The following is an 18,602-nucleotide window of genomic DNA, read 5'->3' as shown; positions in this document are numbered from 1 at the left end:
CATAGTCCTTGACTAGGACGACCGTCTTAGGAAAGCCTAGGACGATCGTCTTAGGAGGCAGCCATGACCATCGACGTCACCGGGCAGACCAGGCAGAAGACCGTGACCTGGCAGGATCCGCTGCCCACCGCCCGCCTCGGCCGGGAGCTGTCGGGGCTGGACTACCTGACCGGGATCGCCGAGGGCCGGATCCCGCCCGCGCCGATCTCGGCGCATTTCGGCATGCGCTGGGTGAGCGTGGCCGAGGGCGACGTCGTGCTCGCCGCGACGCCGGACGAGTCGCTCTACAACCCGATCGGCACCGTGCACGGCGGGGTCGCGGCGACGCTGCTGGATTCGGCGGTGGCGTGCGCGGTGCACTCGACCCTGCCCGCCGGCGTCGGGTACACCTCGGTGGAGCTGAAGGTGAACTACCTGCGCGCCATTTCCGGTTCGGTGGGGGAGATCCGTGCGCACGGCTGGATCGTGAAGGCCGGTTCGCGTGTCGCGTTCGCCGAGGGCGACCTCCGCGACGGGCAGGGCAAGGTGCTCGCGACGGCGTCGAGCACCTGCCTGATCATCAAGCCCTAGAACATTTCGGCGCCCGGCGGCACGGGCTGCTTGACGTCCCAGTGCTCCACGATGAGCCCGTCCTCCACACGCACGATGTCGACGATGGCGGCTCCGAGTTCCTCGCCCGGCCGGACGACGTGCAGGTGCACGACGACGTGCTCGTCGTCGGCGATCACGCGTTTCACCGAAACGTCCGCGCCCGCCATCGGGGAATTCCGCATCGCTTCGACGAAAGCGTCACGGCCGGAGGGGAAACCCGGGCTGTGGGTGACGAAGTCCGGGTGCACGTTCGCGCCCGCGGCGGCGAAGTCCTTGCGTACGAACAGGTTCTCGAAGCAGTCGAGGACGATTTTCTTCGCTGTGGTCATAAGAACATCGTGCCCCCGCTGTCGATTACCGCGGAGGTAATGCCGCGCGGCTCAGGCCGCGCCGACCTTGCGTTCGAAGACCAGGCCTTCGGCGGCGCGCAGCCCGACGCTGATCGCACCGGTCAGCACCCCGTCGTCGCCCAGTTCGCCCTGGACGACCGCCGGGACCAGGGGAGTGAACGAGCGCAGGGCGCGGTCGATCGGGTCGAGCAGCAGATCGGCCGCGGTGCCGATACCGCCGCCGAGCACGATCAGTTCGGGGTCGATCACCGCCGCGACCGACGCCACGGTGTACGCGAGCCTGTCGGCCTCCGCCTCGACGGCACGCAGGGCGAGCTCGTCGCCGTCACGGGCCAGCCGGAAGACCTCGCGGGCCGATTTCGCCGTGCCGAGGCCGAGTTCGCGCGCGCCCCGCACGACGGACTGCGCCGCCGTCGCCTCTTCGAGGTGGCCGCGGACCGGCGGGGCGTCCTCGCCCTCGCTCGCCGCGTGCGACTGGCCGTAGGGCAGATAGCCGATCTCGCCCGCCGCGCCCGTCGCGCCGCGGAAGACCTGGCCGTTGACCATCACGCCCATCCCGACGCCGGTGCCGATGGTGATGCAGCCGAACACGGACGCGCCACGCGCGGCACCGCGTTCCCATTCGCCGACGGCGGTGAGGTTCGCGTCGTTCTCGACCATGAGGTCCGGGCCGAGGACGCCTTCGAGTTCGTCGAGCAGGCCGGCCTTGCCCCAGCCGGGCAGGTTCGGCGCGTGCCGGAAGCAGCGTTTGTCCGGGTCGGCGACGCCGGGGGAGCCGAGGACCCGCACGACGATGTCCGCCTGCGACAGTCCCGCTTCGCGCACCGTCGCCGCCGCGAGAGCGCCCACGGCGCTGACGAGCGCGGTGCCCGAACGCGAGGTGTTCCGCTCGTCACGGCGGGCGACCACGGTGTGGCCGAGATCCGAGACCGCGACGCGGAGGTGCTCGCGTCCGATGTCGACACCGAGGACGTAGCCCGCCGTGGGATCCGCTTCGTAGAGGACGGCGGACCGGCCGGTGCCGGTCGAGGTGTGCCCGGTCGCCCTGGCGAGACCGGCGGCTTCGAGCGCCAGTAACGCTTGGCTCACCGTCGGTTTCGAAAGACCGGTGTCCTTGGCGACTTGGGGCCGCGTCGCCGGGCCGCTGCGGCGCAGGAGGTCCAGCACGGCGCGCTGATTGATCTTCCGCATCCCGGCGGGGGTGCCGACGGGTGGGTTTTCTGCGCCAACCACGAGCTTCGCCTCCTGTCGAACCAAGGTGTTCCACCAAAGTTATCCGCCTCCGGCCCGAAATGGGCAAGAAGGTTTACATTCGGTGGTCCCAGGCGACGATAAACGTGTCCGCGCCGCGAATCGCGCACGCCGCGCGCGAAAAACCGTGATTCACCCGGTATCCGGACGCGTGCTCCCAGTGACCGGCAATGGTCTAGACCAGGTGGCTTCAGGCGACGTGGCGGCTCGCGGGCCGCCGGAATCCCCTGTGCTGCCGGGGTCGTTCGGGGGTTTCGCCGGTCTCGTGGTCCGTTTCGGCGCTGTAGGCATCCGGGTGATCAGCCGTCGTCGCCGGGCTGGGGCGGTTACGCAGCCGGTGCTGCCGGTTCACCACGTACAGCAACAGCAGTCCGGCGACGACCAGCCCGTGGGTGAGCACGCGTCCGGCGGTCACCTGTCCGGTGGCGAGGTCGCCCGCCGACAATGCCAGGAGGAGCGCGACGAAACCGGTCAGCGCGGGCAGCTGCCCGGACGCCGCCTTCGTGCGGACGGCCGCCCAGCCGAGACCGACGCCGACGGCGAGGTTCCACGCGCTGCTTTCGTGGGAGAGGTGCCCGATCAGGGATTCCGTGCCGTGCCCGGCGGTGTGGTCTTCGACGCCCAGCAGCTGGGCGAAGGCGAGGCCGAGCTGCGCGATCGCGACCAGCGCGAGCGCGATCCTGGCCGGCCAGCCCTCGCTCGGCGGGGCTGGGGTGCGTTCGAGGATGACGGCGGTGAGGTCCGGGACCGGGGGTGCCGGGCGCAGCAGTATCGTCCGGTGCAGCCGTTCGGCGCGCGCGAGCCAGGACCGGCAGGCGGCGCAACCGGCCACATGCCGGTCGACCACCTCCGGCGGGGCGGGTTCGGTTTCGCCGTCGAGCCGGGCCGACAGGGCCTCGCGGCAGGTCTCGCACTTCACGTCTCACTTGTCGGGCGCGGGCCTGCCCCGGTTCCCGGGACGCTGCTACGTTTCTCGTATGGCCGGGGCGCGCAACCACGACGACGAGCGGGTGACCGAGCTCGCTCTCGCCGCCGCCCGCGGCGACCGGCGGGCGCTCGAAGACTGGGTGCGTGCCACCCAGGCCGACGTCTGGCGTTTCGTCGCGCACCTCGCCGACGTCGGCGCCGCCGACGATCTCACCCAGGAGACGTACCTCCGCGCGTTCGGCAGCCTGCGCCGGTTCGCCGGCCGGTCGTCCTCGCGGACCTGGCTCCTGTCGATCGCGCGCCGCGTGGTCGTCGACCGCATCCGGGCGGCTTCTGCGCGCCCGAAGCTCGCCGACGTCGACTGGGAGGCCACCGCCGAACGCCGCGGCGCCCGCCAGGCCGAGGGTGTCGCCGGGTTCGAAGACCTGGTCGAACTGCGGATGCTGCTCGACGGGCTCGACCCGGAGCGGCGTGAGGTCCTCGTCCTCACCCAGGTGCTGGGCCTGTCCTACGCGGAGGCCGCCGAGATCTGCGGCTGCCCGGTCGGCACCGTGCGCTCACGTATCGCGCGCGCCCGCGAAGACCTGCTCGAAGCGGGCCGGGAGCGCGACTCCATCTGACGCCGGCTGTGGCGCGTCACACATTTGGGCCCGTCCACTGTCATCTCGTCACACAGATGGGGCGACACGACTACTCCGCGTTGACTAGGCCGAATGCCGATGCCTAGCGTGTCGCCATCCAACCCCAGGCCGCGCGAGGGTCCCCGCCTGCTCCGCGCGCTCTCGAAGGGATCTTCCCGATGGCCAGTCCCACCACCGCTGCGGGCCACGGCAGTGAGGCTCCGGACCCCGGAGGCCTCGGCCGCCGCCGGTTCCTGACCTTCCTCGTCGCCGCGCCCACCCTCACGATCGCCACGAAGATCGGCATCGACACCGTCGCGCCCGAAGAGGCCGAAGCCGTCATCCCGACCCCGCCGGGCCCGGCCGAGATCCTCGATCTCGGCGACGTGCTGATCCTGTCGAACGCCCCCACCGCCAACCTGCTCGTCCTCGAAGTCCGCGAAGACGGCCGGGTCCGGCTGGAGCTGCCGCGGACCGAGGTCGGCCAGGGCATCACCACGGCGAACGCGATGCTGGTCGCCGAAGAGATGGACCTCCCGCTCGACCAGGTCGACGTCGTCCTCTCCGACGCCCGCTCGGAACTGCTGTTCAACCAGCTGACCGGCGGTTCCAACACGATGCGCTCGCTCTACACCCCGGTGCGGACCGCGGCGGCCGCCGCCCGCGCCCGCCTCGTCGCGACCGCCGCCCGGCAGTGGGGAGCCAAGGCCGACCGGCTGTCCACAAGGGACGGTGCGGTGATCGCCCCCGACGGCCGCCGCGCGGACTACGGCGCACTGGCCAAACCCGCCGCCCGCGCCGACCTCGGCAAGCTCACCGCGACCCCGAAGGCGGAGTCCGCGCACAAGCTGGTCGGCACGCCGCAATCGCGCAAGGACGCCCGCGCGATGGTCACCGGGCAGCTGAAATACACCCTCGACCTGGACGTCCCCGGCGCGAAGCCGGTCATGGTCCGCCGCCCGCCGACGATCAACGGCACGGTTGCGAAGGTGAACAACGAGGCCGCGGTCCGCGCGATGCCGGGCATCATCGACATCGCGGTCATCAAGACCGGGGTCGCGGTGATGGCCGAGACCTTCGGCCAGGCGCTGGACGGCAAGAACGCCCTCGACGTCAGCTGGAACGGCGGCACGGTCGACGGCGAGAACAACGCGACGATCAAGAAGAAGCTGCAGGCCGCGGCGCTCCCGTTCGTCGTCCCGCCGCTGCTGACCCAGTACGTCGACGGCGAGTTCGACTTCGCCTTCGCCAGCCACGCCCCGCTGGAGACCAACTCGGCCGTCGCCGACGTCCGGGAGGACAGCGCGACCATCTGGTCCGGGATGAAGGTCCCGATCCTCGCGAAGCAGAACATCGCGCAGGAGCTCGGGCTGCCGGAGAACAAGGTCACCGTGCACGTCCAGCAGGCGGGCGGATCGTTCGGCCGTCGGCTGTTCTCCGACGGCGCCATCGAGGCCGCGCGTGCCTCCAAGGCGTTCAAACGACCGGTGCGGCTGATGTGGAGCCGCATCGACGACATGCGCCATGGCCGCGCCCGCGCCGCCAGCCACCACAAGATCCGCGCGACCTTCGCGCTCGGCCAGGTGCTCACCTTCGAGCACCGCGTCGTCAGCGTGGAGACCGACTGGAGCCACGGTCTCGGCGAGGTCCTCACGGCGTTCGCCTCCGAGCTGCCCGTCGGCGGCAACCTGAGCTTCGCGCAGACGGTGTTCCTGCTGACGGTGAAGTCGCCGTACAACTTCGGCGTCACCACGCAGCTGCTCAACGAGGTTCCGGTGGATTTCCACACCGGTGCCTGGCGGTCGGTGTACTCGGCGAGCACGCGCGGCGCGGAAGAGATCATGGTCGACGAGATCGCCGCGAAGCTCGGCAAGGACCCGGTGGAGTTCCGGCGCGAGTTCATCAAGAACGACCGGCAGCGCGCCGTGCTGGACAAGGTCGCGGAACTCGGCGAGTGGGGCAAGAAGATGCCCAAGGGCTTCGCGCAGGGTGTCGCCGTGCACGGCGAGTACAAGTCGTACACCGCCTGCCTCGTCGAGATGGACGCCCGCGACCCGAAGAAGCCGCGGGTCACCAAGGCGACCATCGCGGTCGACGTCGGCAAGCCGATCAACCCGCGCGGTATCGAGGCGCAGATGCTCGGTGGCCTCACCGACGGCATCTCCACCACGCTGACCGCGGGTCTGCATATCGACAAGGGCCTGCCGCTGGAGGGCAGCTACTCGCAGTTCCACTACGCGCGGCAGAAGAACTCGCCGATGGACGTCAAGGTGTTCGTCATGCCGGAGACGGGCGAGATCGGCGGTGCCGGGGAGCTCGGCGTGCCCGCCCCGGTCGGCGCGATCGGGAACGCCTACGCGCGGGCGACCGGGATCAAACCGCGCAGCTTCCCGATCAACTTCCCGATCGACTTCGACCCCTTCCCCCGCTGACTTTCCTTCCCCGCCAAGGAGTTCCGATGCCCAACTACACCTTCACGGTGAACGGGAAGACCGTCACCGTCGACGCGCCCGCGGATCTGCCCATGCTGTGGGCGCTGCGGGACAAGCTCGGCGTCCGCGGCCCGAAGTACGGCTGCGGGATCAACGTCTGCAAGGCCTGCACCAGCCACCTCGACGGTGAGGCGTTCAACCCGTGCGTGACGCCGGTGTCCGACTGCTCGGGCAAGGAGGTCACCACGATCGAAGGCCTCGCCGACGGTGAGGACCTGCACCCGGTGCAGGAGGCCTGGCTGGAGCAGGACGTCGCGCAATGCGGCTACTGCCAGCCGGGGCAGATCATGGCCGCGGTGGCGCTGCTGAAGAAGACGAAGAACCCGACGGACGCCGAGATCGACGCGATCCAGAACGTCTGCCGGTGCGGCACCTACTTCCGGATCCGCGAAGCCATCAAGAGCGCGGCCGCGAAGATGTGAAATCCCGCTGGTGCGGCGGGAATCCCGATTTCCCACCGCACCGGCGGAGTCTTGGCGCTTCGACAGGCCACCTCCGGGCAAGTCGTGTTAGATGACGGCCCCAGGGACTCGACGAGGAGTCCCTGCCCCGGAGGACGTCCATGCACTACGAAACTGTGCTCCGCGAAGGCTCGGCCGTCATCGTCGCCGAACTGGCCGTCGAGGTCGAAAAGCAGCTGCCCGGGCTCATCGACGGCACCGTCGAGCAGATCCGCGCCGAAATGCCGGTGTACCGCGACGCGCAGTTCGTCTCCCTCGCCGAACTGCGGACGTCGGTGCGGAACAACCTCGAGTTCGTCATGCGGACCCTGCGCGGTGCCGAGGAACCCGATCTCGCGCAGGCGCGGGCGACCGGGCGCGCGCGGGCTTTGCAGGGCGCGCCGCTGCCGGAACTCCTGCGGGCCTACCGGATCGGGCTCACCGAGGTGTGGAACCGGTTCGTCGAACTGACCGCTTCGGGCGAGCATCAGGACCTCCGCGGCCTTGTCGCCGCGACGTCGGCGATCTGGGCGCTGATCGACGACTACGCCGAGGCGCTGACGACGACCTATCGCGACACCACCGCCGAAGTCATGCTGGCGCACCAAAGCCGTCGCTCCGCGTTGGTCGAGGCGCTGTTCGCCGGCGGCGCGGCCACCGAAGGCACGCTGTGGGACATCGCGCGCGTGCTGGAACTCTCGCTCGACGGGACCTACGTGGTCGTGGCGGCGGAGACCCCGCGCGTCGGGCACGAACCGCTGCCACAGATCGAAAACCGGCTGCGCGAACGGCATCACGCGTCCGCCTGGCGGCTCACGCCGGACCTGCAGGTGGGCGTGGTCTCGATGCGGGATCCGGCGGCGTCCCAGGTGATCATCGGGCTGCTGAGGGAGAACCAGACCGGCCGGATCGGTGTCAGCCCGGTGTTCACCGGTCTCGGGAACACCTCCCGCGCCCTGCACCTCGCGCGGGTCGCGCTCTCCAGCATGATGCCGGGGACGACGGGAATGGTGCAGTTCAACGAATCCCCGCTCGCCGGTCTCGTCGCCAGCGCCCCGGAGGCGTCGGTCCAGCTCGCGCACCACGTGCTCCGGCCGATCCTGGACCTGCCCGGCGACGACCGGAACGTGCTGCTGCTGACGTTGCGGGCGTGGTTCGAATGCCAGGGCTCCACGAAGCTGACGTCGGAGCGGATGTTCTGTCACCCCAACACGATCCGGCACCGGCTGAAGCGGATCTCCGAGGAACTGGGCCGTTCGCTGACCGACCCGGCCGACATCGCCGAACTCGGCGCGGCCCTGCGCGCGCTCCACATGTTCCCGGATACTTCGCATCTGCCCTCTCCGCGGGACCCGCTGCGCTAGCCCTCGTGAGTGGTGAGGACGGTTCTAACCGTCCTCACCACTCACGAGGCTTGACGGCCTCCACGAGCACCCGCCGCGAGTGCGCGACGAACTTCCCGTCGGTCTCGATCATCCGATGGAGTTCCGCGAGCTTGTCGCGGTACTTCCCGGCTTCGAACCCCGGCACGATCCAGATCACCTTCCGGAGGAAGTGGACGACCGCGGCCAGGTCGAAGAACTCCATCCGCAGTTTCGCCGGTTCGAGCCGGTCCACCCGGAGCCCGACGGCCTCCGCCTCGACGCGCAGCACGTCGGGCGTCCAGCCGCCGTAGTCCTGCGGGCCGAGGAAGAACTCCTTCAGCTCCCGCACGGTGCCGGCGCCGATCTGTTGCGACAGGAAGGTTCCGCCCGGGCGCAGCACACGGGCGATCTCCCGCCACGGGTTCTCGATCGGATGACGGCTGCTCACCAGATCGAAGGACTCGTCGGGGAAGGGCAGCGGCGCGTCGTACTCGGCCTCGACCACCTCGCCGCCCAACGGCGCGAGGGTCTTCCTCGCGACTTCGACGTTCGGCGGCCAGCCTTCGGTGGCGGCGAGGACCGGCGGCGGTTTCGGGATGCCCGCGAGCACCTCGCCGCCGCCGGTCTGCAGGTCCAGCCCGGCGGCGGCCGCCGCCATCCGCTCGCCGAGCAACCGCGAGTAACCCCACGGCGGCCGCTCCTCCGTGGCCCGGCCTTCGAACCACGAGAAGTCCCAGCCTTCGACCGGGACGGCCTCTCCTTCGGCGACCAGATCTTCGAAAGTCATGTTCGCAGTCTCGGCTCGCGCGCCGGGTGGGGCAACACGATTTGCTATCCGGCGTCGGTCGAGCGCTTCCAGAGGTTGATGTCGGCCTCGGTGGCGTAGCGGTCGATCTCGGCCAGCTCCTCGTGCGTGAAGTGCAGGTTCTTCAGCGCGCCGACGTTGTCCTCCAGCTGGGCGACGCTGCTCGCGCCGATCAGCACCGACGTCATCCGCGGGTCGCGCAGGCCCCACGCCAGCGCGAGCTGCGCCAGCGTCTGCCCACGCCGCCGGGCGATCTCGTTCAGTGCCCGGATCTTGCCGAGGGTGTTCTCGGTGATCGTGTCCGGGTTGAGCGACTTCCCCTGCGCCGCACGGGAATTCTCGGGGACGCCGTCGAGGTAGCGGCTGGTCAGCAGCCCCTGCGCCAGCGGCGAGAAGGCGATGCAGCCGGCGCCTTCGGCTTCGAGCGTGTCGAGCAGTTTGTCGCCTTCGAGCCAGCGGTTGAACATCGAGTACGACGGCTGGTGGATCAGCAGCGGGGTGCCCAGTTCGCGCAGGAGCCGGGCGGCCTCGGCGGTCTTCTCCGACGAGTACGACGAGATGCCGACGTACAGCGCGCGGCCGGACCGGACGGCGGTGTCGAGCGCGCCGACCGTCTCTTCGAGCGGCGTCTCGGGGTCGAACCGGTGCGAGTAGAAGATGTCGACGTAGTCCAGGCCCATCCGCCCGAGCGATTGGTCCAAAGAGGACAGCAGGTACTTGCGCGAGCCCCATTCGCCGTACGGGCCGGGCCACATGTCGTAGCCCGCCTTGGTCGAGATGACCAGTTCATCCCGGTACGGCTTGAAGTCCGAAGCCAGCAGCCTGCCGAAGTTCTCCTCCGCCGAGCCGTAGGGCGGGCCGTAGTTGTTGGCGAGGTCGAAATGGGTGATACCCAGGTCGAACGCGCGTCGCGCGATGTCCCGCTGCGTGCCCAGCGGTTTGTCGTTCCCGAAGTTGTGCCACAGGCCCAGCGAGATCGCGGGCAGCTTCAGGCCGCTGCGCCCGGTGCGGCGGTAGGGGATGCTCTCGTATCGGCCCTCGGCCGCGACATAGGTGCTCACGGCCCGATGCTAGCCGCCTTGAAGAGCGCGGCGACGGACGCGAGGTGATCTTTGAACCCTGAAGGGCTCTCGACCTCGAACGGCGCGCCGATGGCGGCGAGGATCAGGACGGGCCAGTCGAAGGTGTCGACGTTCATCGTCAGGCGGCAGGACGTCTCGTCGATCGCTTCGAGCGCGCCGCCGAGATACCGCACGGCCGACTCGACCCGCGCCTTCGGTGCCTCGACCCGGACGATGAGGGTGTGCGTGGTCGGCCTGGCCTTGATCTGCGCCTCGACGAATTTGACCGCGTCGCCGCCGGGGATCTCGCGCGGCCGGTAGCGCGCGCCGGTGGTGCGAGGCTCGCTGAGCCTGTCGACGCGGAACGTGCGCCAATCCACCCTGTCGAGGTCCCACGCCACCAGATACCAGCGCCGTCCGAGCGAGACGAGGCGGTGTGGCTCGACCAGCCGCGCGGACTCCTCGCCGCCGCGTGCCGCGTAGTCGAACTTCAGCCGTTCGTCGTCCCGGCACGCCTGCGCGATCACCGTCAGGCTCGCGGCGTTGACCCGGGGGCCCGTGACGGCCGCCGGTGTCGTGTACGCCTGGAGCGCGTCGACACGTCGGCGCAGCCGGGGCGGCATCACCTGGACGACCTTCGTCAACGCCCGGACCGACGTCTCCTCGATGCCCTCCACCGAACCGCTCGCCGCCGTCCGGAGGCCGACCGCGATCGCCACGGCCTCCTCGTCGTCCAGCAGCAGCGGCGGCATGACCGTGCCCGACCGCAACTGGTAGCCGCCCGCGACACCGCGGCTCGCGTTGACCGGATAGCCCAGCTCGCGGAGCCGTTCGACGTCGCGCCGCAGCGTCCGTTCGCTCACTTCGAGCTTGTCGCTCAGCTCGATCCCCGACCAGAAGCGGTGTGTCTGCAGCAGGGAGAGCAACCGCAGCATCCGCGCACTCGTATTCGCCATGAATCCAGGTTCGCTCGCATTCCGGTCAGAAAGTGGCCGGAATTGACTTTAGCGTTGTTCCCATGACGATGACACTGGACACCCCGAGCGGTGTGACCTCGGAAAACACCCTCACGACCAAGCCGTACCGCTGGCGCTGGCCCGCGCTGTTCGTGATCCTGACCGGCTCGGTGATGGAGCTGCTCGACATGACGGTCACGAGCATCGCCGGACCGGTCATGCGGTCGTCGCTCGGCGGCGGCACGGCGATGATCCAGTGGCTCGGCGTCGCGTACACCCTCGCGATGGTGTCCGGTCTGCTCACCGGCGGGCGGCTCGGCGACATCTTCGGCCGCAAGCGCATGTTCCTCATCGGCGCGATCGGTTTCGTCGTCGGCTCGCTGTTCTGCGCGATCGCGGTGAACCCCGAGATGATCATCACCGCGCGGGTGGTGCAGGGCCTCTTCGGCGCCGCGATGGTGCCGCAGGGCCTCGGCATGATGAAGGAGATGTTCGCGGGCAAGGAATTGCAGTCCGCGTTCGGTATGTTCGGCCCGGTGATGGGGCTCGCCGCGGTCGGCGGCCCGATCCTCGCGGGCTGGCTGGTCGACGCGGATCTCTTCGGCACCGGCTGGCGGATGATCTTCCTGATCAACCTCCCGATCGGCGCGCTGGCCGTGCTCGCCGCGCTCAAGTTCCTTCCCGAATCCCGCCCCGGCGGTTCGCTCACCCTCGACATCCCCGGCGCGCTGCTCGCGACGACCGGTGCGCTGCTGATCGTCTTCCCGCTGGTGCAGGGCCGCGAGTACGGCTGGCCGCTGTGGACGTTCGCGATGATGGCCGCCGCGATCGTGGTGTTCGGCGTGTTCGCGTGGTTCGAAAAGCGCAAGAGCCGTCGCGGCGGTGACCCGCTGGTCGAGCCGAGCCTGTTCCGCAAGCGCAGCTTCCTCGCCGGGATGGCGACCGGGACGATCTACTTCGCGGCGTTCTCCGGCTTCGGTCTGGTCTTCACGCTGTACCTGCAGCTCGGGCTCGGTTTCTCGCCGCTCAAGGCCGGGCTGACCGGCGTGCCGATGTCGCTGGGGATGATCGTCGGGATGGGGCTGGTGCAGGCGGTGCGCAAACACGGCCGCAAGGTGCTGCACACCGGCGCACTCATCATGACCGCCGGCGTGGTCGCGTTGCTGCTGCTCCTCGGCCCGGAGACCGGCCCGTGGCAGATCGCGCCCGCGTTGCTGGTGGTCGGGATCGGTTCCGGGCTGATCATGGGGCCGTATTTCGAGATCGCGCTGTCCGGGGTGGAACCGTCGGAGGCAGGCTCGGCGTCGGGCGCGTTGACGTCGCTCCAGCAGGTCGGCGGCGCCTTGGGGCTCGCGCTGTTGGGCACGGTGTTCTTCGACGCCGGGACCGCCGACCCCACGGCCGCCGCCCAGCGGACGTTCTGGGTGGTCGCGGTGATGGTGATGCTCACCTTCGCGGTCGGGTTCCTGCTGCCGAAGCGGATCCGCGACGTAGAGTCGGCCGGGTAGGCGATCGAGCTGGGAGGCCGCGTGGCTGGGACCGGGTACTTCACTTCCGTCGAAGACGTGACGGCGAAGCTCGCCGACACCGGCTACCTGGCCTCCGCGGCCGTCGCCACCACGGTGTTCCTCGCGGACGCCCTCGGCAAGCCGTTGCTGATCGAGGGCCCCGCGGGGGTCGGCAAGACCGAGCTGGCGAAGGCGGTCGCGCAGGCGAGCGGCTCCCGGCTCGTGCGGTTGCAGTGCTACGAAGGCGTCGACGAGTCCCGCGCGCTGTACGAGTGGAACCACGCGAAGCAGCTTCTCCGGATCACCGCCGGCAAGGACGAGACGTGGGACGAAGCCCGCAACGACATCTTCGGTGAAGAGTTCCTGCTGGCCAGGCCGCTGCTGACGGCGATCAAGGGCGACGAGCCGACCGTCCTGCTCATCGACGAGACCGACAAGGCCGACGTCGAGATCGAGGGGCTGCTGCTGGAGGTGCTCGGCGACTTCCAGATCACCGTCCCGGAACTCGGCACGATCACCGCCGGGCGCAAACCGTTCGTGGTGCTGACCTCCAACGCGACGCGGGAGCTTTCCGAGGCGCTGCGCCGACGGTGCCTGTTCCTGCACATCGATTTCCCTGACGCGGCGCTGGAGCAGCGCATCGTGCGGCTCAAGGTGCCGGGCGTCGACGACGCGCTCGCCGCGTCGGTGGTCAAGGTGATCACCGCGCTGCGGGCGATGGAACTGCGGAAGGCGCCGTCGGTCGCCGAGACCATCGACTGGGCGCGGACCCTGCTGGCGCTCGGCGCGGACAGCCTCGGCGCGGACAGCCTCGGCGAGGACGTCGTCCGCGCGAGCCTCGGCGTCATCCTCAAACACCAGGACGACGTCGTGAAGGCGGACGCGCGGCTGGAACTCGGCAAGGTCCTCGACTCGTGAGCGGCGTGCCGGGCAGGCTCGTCGAATTCGTGGAAGCGTTGCGGGAACACGGAATCCCGGCGGGTCCCAGTGAGACGGTCGACGCCGCCGCGGCACTCGAAGTGCTGGGCCTCGACTCCCGCGAGCAGATGCGGGAAGGGCTCGCGGCGGCGCTCGTCCGGCGCGGCGGCCAGCGCGCGGTGTTCGACGCGACCTTCGACATCTACTTCCCGCTCGGCGTCGGCGCTCCGTCGCAGGACCCCGTCGACGATCTGGCGGCGTTGCGCGACCGCCTCGCCACCGCGCTCGCCGCGAACGACCAGCCGGAGCTGACGCAGCTGGCCGGGCTCGCCGTCGACATGCTGGGGGAGTACGGCGGCACGGCGGGAAGCGGCGGCTGGTCGGCGCACCAGACGCTGGAACGGCTTCAGCCGCAGACCCTCGTGGTCCGCGTGCTCGAAGCGATCCGCGCGGGCGGCCAGGAGGAGTTCACCGACCGGCTGGATCGTGACGACGTCCGCCGCCGCGTCGAAGGCTTCCGTGGTCTCGTCCGGACCGAGGCGCGGCGGCGCGTGGCGGAAGTCCGTGGCAGGGAACGGGTTTCGCGGCACGCGGTGCCGCCTGCCGCCGACCGCGTCGACTTCCTGCTCGCCAGCCGGGCGCAACTCGCCGAACTCCGCCGGGTCGTCCAGCCGCTGTCACGCAAGCTCGCCACCCGGCTCGCCGCCCGGCGACGGAGGCATGCGCGCGGGCATATCGACCTGCGGCGGACGCTGCGGCGCTCGCTGTCCACCGGCGGCGTCCCGATGCGGCCGTCGTACCGGCGGCACCGGCCGGGAAGGCCGGAAATCGTGCTGCTGTGCGACATGTCGGGCTCGGTGGCCGGTTTCGCGAACTTCACCATGCTGCTGGTGCAGGCTCTGCGCGACCAGTTCAGCAAGGTGCGGGTGTTCGCGTTCATCGACGCCTGCGACGAGATCACCCATCTCGTCGACACCGGCGCCGCCGATCCCGAAGACCTCGGCGCGCGCATCCTCGCCGACGCGGAACTGACCCGCTGGGACGGGCACAGCGACTACGGGCACGCGCTCGGCGAGTTCGTCGAGCGCTACTCGGACGCGGTGGGCCCCAGGACGTCCATGCTCATCCTCGGTGACGCGAGGACCAACGGCGGCGACCCGAACCTCGACGCCGTGCGCGGGATCGCTTCCGCGGCAAGGCATACGTACTGGCTCAACCCCGAGCGGACCGCGCTGTGGTCCACCGGCGACTCCGAGGCGCACGCCTACGCGGAGGTCGTCGAGATGTACGAATGCCGGAACGTGCACCAGCTGACCAGGTTGGTCACCCGGCTGTTGCCCGCCTAAGGCTTCAGCGCAGCCTTCCCATAGGCGTCGGCGTTGCTGAACACTTCCTGCCCGTACTGGGTGGAGTTGTTGTAGGTCAGCACCGCGCTCCACCAGCCGGCGGGATCGCCGAGGTCGCCGCCCCGTGCGCACATGTACCGCGCGGTCGTCAGCGCCGCGTCGTCGATGTTCTGCGGGTCCGGCGCGGCGCCGTCGCCGCTCGCGCGGAGGCCGTACCGCTTCCAGGTGGCGGGCAGGAACTGCATCGGCCCGACCGCGCGGTCCCATTTCGGGTCGCCGTCGAGGGCGCCCTTGTCGGTGTCGACGACCGCCAGCACCCCGGGGGAGCCGTCGAGCGGGATACCGATGATCGGCGGCGTCACCACGCCGTCCTCACCGGCGCGGGAACCGTCGTGCCGGGCGTGCTGTGACTCGGTCCGGCCGATCCCGGCGATGGTCGCCCAGGTGATTTCGCACCGCGGAGTGGTCTTCGCGGTCTTTTCGGCGGCGTTCACGTACGCCCGCAGCGCGCGGGAGGGGATGTCCGTGTTCTCCGACACCTTCGCGATCCACGCGTCCTTCGCGGGCTCCGCGGGCAGCGGTCCGGCGTCGCCGGGGATGGCCGAACGCGGGGCCGGCTTGAGCGCGGGGACCTCGAATGCCGGTTTGACCGGCACCGGTTCACGGTCGTTGAGGCTGATCACGACCCAGACGGCACCGGCGACCAAGGCGCCAACGACCAGGAGCGCGAGCATCACGCAGCCACGCGGGCCACGTTTCCTGGGCGGTGGTTGCCACTGGTCCATGAGATCCAGTGCCGAAGGGGACGAAGCGGTCACCGGTTCCACGGTACGTGACGAATGTGGAGAACTTGTGTGGCCCGCCGTCCGGGTGACCCGGCCCACCCCGCGTTTCGTCCTCTGAACGCGGTCCTTGCGCGTGCAACTACCGCAAGTAGAGGACTGAATGCGGGGTGCGATCGCCCCGTTTGCCCTGTTGACAGCGCTTCACCCGAATGGTGAGACTGGTCCGCGTTAGGAAGGTTTCTTAACAAGGGCTCGCCGCGCCCCTGCTTCACGGAACGCAACGACGCTTCTGAAGGAGGCACAAAGTGGTACGCCCAAGATGGCGGGCGGCGCTGGTCGCGGTGCTCGCGGCCGCCTCGGTCCCGATCTCCGCCCAGGCCGCTTCCGCGGCTCCCGTCCGCTACGAATCCGAGGACGCGACGATCTCGCGCGGCGCGGTCGAATCGAATCACACCGGTTTCACCGGATCCGGCTTCGTCAACTACGAGAACGTCACCGGTAGTTACGTCGAGTACACCGTCAACGCGGCGCAGGCGGGGCAGCACACGCTGACCTTCCGCTACGCCAACGGCACCACCGCCAACCGCCCGCTCGACATCACCGTCAACGGCTCCATCGCCGTCGACGACCTCGGCTTCGCCGGCACCGGCGCGTGGACGACCTGGCGCACCGTGACCACCACGGTGAACCTCGCCGCGGGCAGCAACAAGATCCGCACCACCGCCGTCACGGCGAACGGCGGCCCCAACGCGGACTCGCTATCGGTCGAAGGCAGCGGCGGCTCGAACGACACCGAAGCCCCGTCGGCGCCGGGGTCGCCCAGCGCGTCGAACGTGACCTGCGGCAGCGTGACCCTGACCTGGCAGGCGTCGGCCGACAACGTCGGCGTCGCCGGGTACCGCGTCCTCCGGAACGGGCAAACCGTCGCCACGACGGTGAATCCGCCCGCGACGGTGTCCGGTCTCGCCGCGTCGACGGCCTACTCGTTCACGGTGGTCGCCTACGACGCGGCGGGCAACACGTCCGCGCCGAGCAACACCGTCTCCGCCACCACGCCGGCGTGCGGCACCGGGACACCGGTGTCCATCAACGGGAAGCTCCACGTCTGCGGCGTCAAACTGTGCAACCAGTACGGCAAGCCCATCCAGCTGCGGGGGATGAGCACGCACGGGATCCAGTGGTACAGCCAGTGCGTGAAGACCGCCTCGCTGGACGCGCTGGCCAACGATTGGAAGGCCGACATCCTGCGCGTCGCCATGTACATCCAGGACGACGGCTACGAGAGCAACCCGCGCAAGTTCACCGACATGATGCACAACTACATCGAAGAGGCGACGAAACGCGGGATGTACGTCCTGGTCGACTGGCACCAGCTCGACCCGGGCGACCCGAACGTGAACACCCACCTCGCGAAGACCTTCTTCACCGAGATCGCCCAGCGGCACAAGGACAAGGTCAACATCATCTACGACGTCGCGAACGAACCGAACGGCGTCAGCTGGGCGGACGTGAAGCGGTACGCCGAAGAGGTCATCCCGGTGATCCGGGCCCAGGACCCGGACAGCGTCGTCTTCCTCGGTACGCACGGCTGGTCGACCTTCGGCGTCTCCGACCAGCGCGACGAGACCGACATCCTGAACAACCCCGTCAACGCCACCAACATCATGTACACGTTCCACTTCTACGCCGCGTCGCACCAGGACGAGCACTACGACGCGCTGGCGCGGACGGCCGACAAGCTCCCGGTGTTCGTCACGGAATTCGGCACCCAGACCTACACGGGTGACGGCGGGAACGACTTCACGTACTCGCAGAGGTATCTGGATCTGCTGGCCGCCAAGAAGATCGGCTGGACGAACTGGAACTTCTCCGACGACTTCCGCTCCGGTGCCGTGTTCAAGACCGGAACCTGCGCCGGGAACTCCTTCACCGGCACTTCGATGCTGAAGCCCGCCGGGGTCTGGGTGCGGGACCGCATCCGCACGCCGGACGACTTCCCGACCGGCTGACCCCTCGCGTTTCGTCCTCTGGATGCGGTACTTGCACGCGCAAGTACCGCATCCAGAGGACTGATCGCGTCAGGAGAGCCAGGCGTCGATCTCCGCGTGGAGGGAACGCTTGAGCTCGGCGGGCGCGAAGGACGCGTCGACCGACGCGCGGGCGAGTCCGGCGAGCGCGTGATCGTGGTAGGCGAACGCCTCCCGGGTGCGCAGGAACTCGTCGGTCAGCGTCGTTCCGGTGATCGAAGGGACGTCGGTGCTGAGGGTGACCACGAGCCCGGCGTCGACCAGCCGGGGGAGCGGGTGCTCCTCGAACGACGGCACGAGCCCGAGCATCACGTTCGACGACGGGCAGACCTCCAGCGCGATACCGCGTTCCCGCACTTCGGCGACCAGCGCGAGATCCTCCAGGATCCGGATGCCGTGGCCGATCCGTTCGCTGTGCCCGACCTCCAGCGCCTCGCGGATGCTGGCCGGGCCGGCCTCCTCCCCGGCGTGGTGGATCAGGTGCAGCCCCGCCTCCTCGGCCTCGTCGCAGATCCCGGCGAACGGCGCGAGCGGATACTTCTCCTCCCCGGCGAGACCGATCGCGAACACCCCGTCCGGGGCGTACCGGCGAGCGAGGTCGAGGGTGAGCCGGGCGCGTTCGACCGGACGGCGGCGCGAATGGTCCAGGATCATCCGCCAGTGGAGCCCGTACTCGGCGGCACCCGCCGACAGTCCTTTGAGGACGGACGCCAGCGGCATGTCCGGCTCGCCCAGCCGTTCGCCGTGCGAGGCCGCAGTGAAGGTGACTTCGGCGTAGCGGACGCCGTCCGCGACCTGGTCCTCGCAGAACTCACGCGCCACCCGTTCGAAGTCCTCCGGCCTCCGCAGGCAGGACCGCAGCAGCCCGTTGTAGTCACCGAACGCGCGGAATCCGTCGAAGACGGGCTGCTCCGCGGGGACGGCGATGCCGTTCGCCTCGCCGATGTCACGGAGCGTGTCCGGCCGGATGGTGCTCTCCAGGTGGACGTGCAGATGGGCCTTGGGCAGCAGCGAAAGATCCCGCATGAGCACGAATTTAGTGGTCAAGGCCCTCGCCGCGCGCCCCGTTTTCCGGCGGAATGAGTGATTCGGCTCCCGGCGGGGAACCCTAGGGCCGTCACCGGTCGTTGAGCAGGACAACCAGACGACCCGAGGAAAGGG

The 18,602-nt window shown here is 69.6% G+C and carries 17 protein-coding genes; 9 read left to right on the top strand and 8 right to left on the bottom strand.

Going from position 1 to position 18,602, the window contains the following annotated elements:
- Positions 1–63 precede the first annotated feature (63 nt).
- Complete coding sequence (locus MJQ72_RS27170; protein WP_240593841.1) at positions 64–570, top strand: PaaI family thioesterase; 507 nt, start codon at positions 64–66, stop codon at positions 568–570.
- On the opposite strand, the gene MJQ72_RS27165 is transcribed toward MJQ72_RS27170, so the two are convergent.
- From MJQ72_RS27165 to MJQ72_RS27155, 3 genes are all read right to left on the bottom strand, one after another.
- Positions 567–920, bottom strand: coding sequence for a nuclear transport factor 2 family protein (locus MJQ72_RS27165; RefSeq protein WP_240593840.1), 354 nt, complete (start codon positions 918–920; stop codon positions 567–569). The two genes, MJQ72_RS27170 and MJQ72_RS27165, sit on opposite strands and share 4 nt — an antisense overlap.
- A gap of 51 nt (positions 921–971) precedes the next feature.
- Entirely contained in the window at positions 972–2,174 is a 1,203-nt protein-coding gene (locus MJQ72_RS27160) for an ROK family protein (RefSeq protein WP_240593839.1), read from the bottom strand.
- 208 nt (positions 2,175–2,382) lie between these two features.
- On the bottom strand, positions 2,383–3,111 hold the full coding sequence (locus tag MJQ72_RS27155; protein WP_240593838.1) for a zf-HC2 domain-containing protein: 729 nt from the start codon (positions 3,109–3,111) through the stop codon (positions 2,383–2,385).
- Positions 3,112–3,169: 58 nt separating this feature from the next.
- On the opposite strand from MJQ72_RS27155, the gene sigC reads away from it, so the two are divergent.
- From sigC to MJQ72_RS27135, 4 genes are all read left to right on the top strand, one after another.
- Positions 3,170–3,739: an RNA polymerase sigma factor SigC gene (gene sigC / locus MJQ72_RS27150; protein ID WP_240593837.1), complete on the top strand. Its 570-nt coding sequence runs from the start codon at positions 3,170–3,172 to the stop codon at positions 3,737–3,739.
- Between the two features lie 179 nt (positions 3,740–3,918).
- Positions 3,919–6,171, top strand: a complete 2,253-nt coding sequence (locus tag MJQ72_RS27145) for a xanthine dehydrogenase family protein molybdopterin-binding subunit (protein WP_240593836.1) — start codon at positions 3,919–3,921, stop codon at positions 6,169–6,171.
- A 26-nt stretch (positions 6,172–6,197) separates the two neighbouring features.
- Positions 6,198–6,653 (top strand): (2Fe-2S)-binding protein, encoded by a 456-nt coding sequence (locus MJQ72_RS27140; protein ID WP_007030011.1) that lies wholly within the window; start codon positions 6,198–6,200, stop codon positions 6,651–6,653.
- A gap of 140 nt (positions 6,654–6,793) precedes the next feature.
- A complete protein-coding gene (locus MJQ72_RS27135) occupies positions 6,794–8,035 on the top strand; it encodes a CdaR family transcriptional regulator (RefSeq protein WP_240593835.1) in 1,242 nt (413 codons plus the stop codon).
- Positions 8,036–8,069: 34 nt separating this feature from the next.
- Here MJQ72_RS27135 and MJQ72_RS27130 read toward each other — a convergent pair whose 3' ends face one another.
- From MJQ72_RS27130 to MJQ72_RS27120, 3 genes are read right to left on the bottom strand one after another with little or no spacing between them, the layout of a single operon-like run.
- Positions 8,070–8,822, bottom strand: a complete 753-nt coding sequence (locus MJQ72_RS27130; protein WP_240593834.1) for a class I SAM-dependent methyltransferase — start codon at positions 8,820–8,822, stop codon at positions 8,070–8,072.
- Between the two features lie 44 nt (positions 8,823–8,866).
- Positions 8,867–9,901, bottom strand: coding sequence for an L-glyceraldehyde 3-phosphate reductase (mgrA, locus tag MJQ72_RS27125; protein WP_240593833.1), 1,035 nt, complete (start codon positions 9,899–9,901; stop codon positions 8,867–8,869).
- A complete protein-coding gene (locus tag MJQ72_RS27120) occupies positions 9,898–10,857 on the bottom strand; it encodes a YafY family protein (protein WP_240593832.1) in 960 nt (319 codons plus the stop codon). The genes mgrA and MJQ72_RS27120 overlap by 4 nt, the downstream gene beginning before the upstream one ends.
- Before the next feature lie 62 nt (positions 10,858–10,919).
- On the opposite strand from MJQ72_RS27120, the gene MJQ72_RS27115 reads away from it, so the two are divergent.
- From MJQ72_RS27115 to MJQ72_RS27105, 3 genes are read left to right on the top strand one after another with little or no spacing between them, the layout of a single operon-like run.
- Positions 10,920–12,365, top strand: a complete 1,446-nt coding sequence (locus MJQ72_RS27115) for an MFS transporter (protein WP_240593831.1) — start codon at positions 10,920–10,922, stop codon at positions 12,363–12,365.
- Between the two features lie 21 nt (positions 12,366–12,386).
- Positions 12,387–13,283, top strand: a complete 897-nt coding sequence (locus tag MJQ72_RS27110; protein WP_240593830.1) for a MoxR family ATPase — start codon at positions 12,387–12,389, stop codon at positions 13,281–13,283.
- Positions 13,280–14,629 carry a VWA domain-containing protein gene (locus tag MJQ72_RS27105; protein ID WP_240593829.1) on the top strand — a complete coding sequence of 450 codons (1,350 nt, stop codon included), beginning with the start codon at positions 13,280–13,282 and terminating at the stop codon, positions 14,627–14,629. Before MJQ72_RS27110 ends, MJQ72_RS27105 begins: the two co-directional genes overlap by 4 nt.
- Here MJQ72_RS27105 and MJQ72_RS27100 read toward each other — a convergent pair.
- The gene (locus MJQ72_RS27100; protein ID WP_240593828.1) at positions 14,626–15,447 is read right to left on the bottom strand and encodes a transglycosylase SLT domain-containing protein; all 822 of its coding nucleotides are present in this window, start codon (positions 15,445–15,447) and stop codon (positions 14,626–14,628) included. The two genes, MJQ72_RS27105 and MJQ72_RS27100, sit on opposite strands and share 4 nt — an antisense overlap.
- 272 nt (positions 15,448–15,719) lie before the next feature.
- On the opposite strand from MJQ72_RS27100, the gene MJQ72_RS27095 reads away from it, so the two are divergent.
- The gene (locus tag MJQ72_RS27095; protein WP_240593827.1) at positions 15,720–17,423 is read left to right on the top strand and encodes a cellulase family glycosylhydrolase; all 1,704 of its coding nucleotides are present in this window, start codon (positions 15,720–15,722) and stop codon (positions 17,421–17,423) included.
- A gap of 69 nt (positions 17,424–17,492) precedes the next feature.
- Here MJQ72_RS27095 and add read toward each other — a convergent pair whose 3' ends face one another.
- Positions 17,493–18,467: an adenosine deaminase gene (gene add / locus MJQ72_RS27090; protein WP_240593826.1), complete on the bottom strand. Its 975-nt coding sequence runs from the start codon at positions 18,465–18,467 to the stop codon at positions 17,493–17,495.
- Between the last annotated feature and the right edge of the window lie 135 nt (positions 18,468–18,602).

Origin of the sequence: Amycolatopsis sp. EV170708-02-1 (assembly GCF_022479115.1) — a bacterium.
Classification (GTDB): Bacteria; Actinomycetota; Actinomycetes; order Mycobacteriales; family Pseudonocardiaceae; genus Amycolatopsis.
Note: the sequence above shows the minus strand (reverse complement) of the source record. Positions and strands in the feature narration are given on the sequence as shown.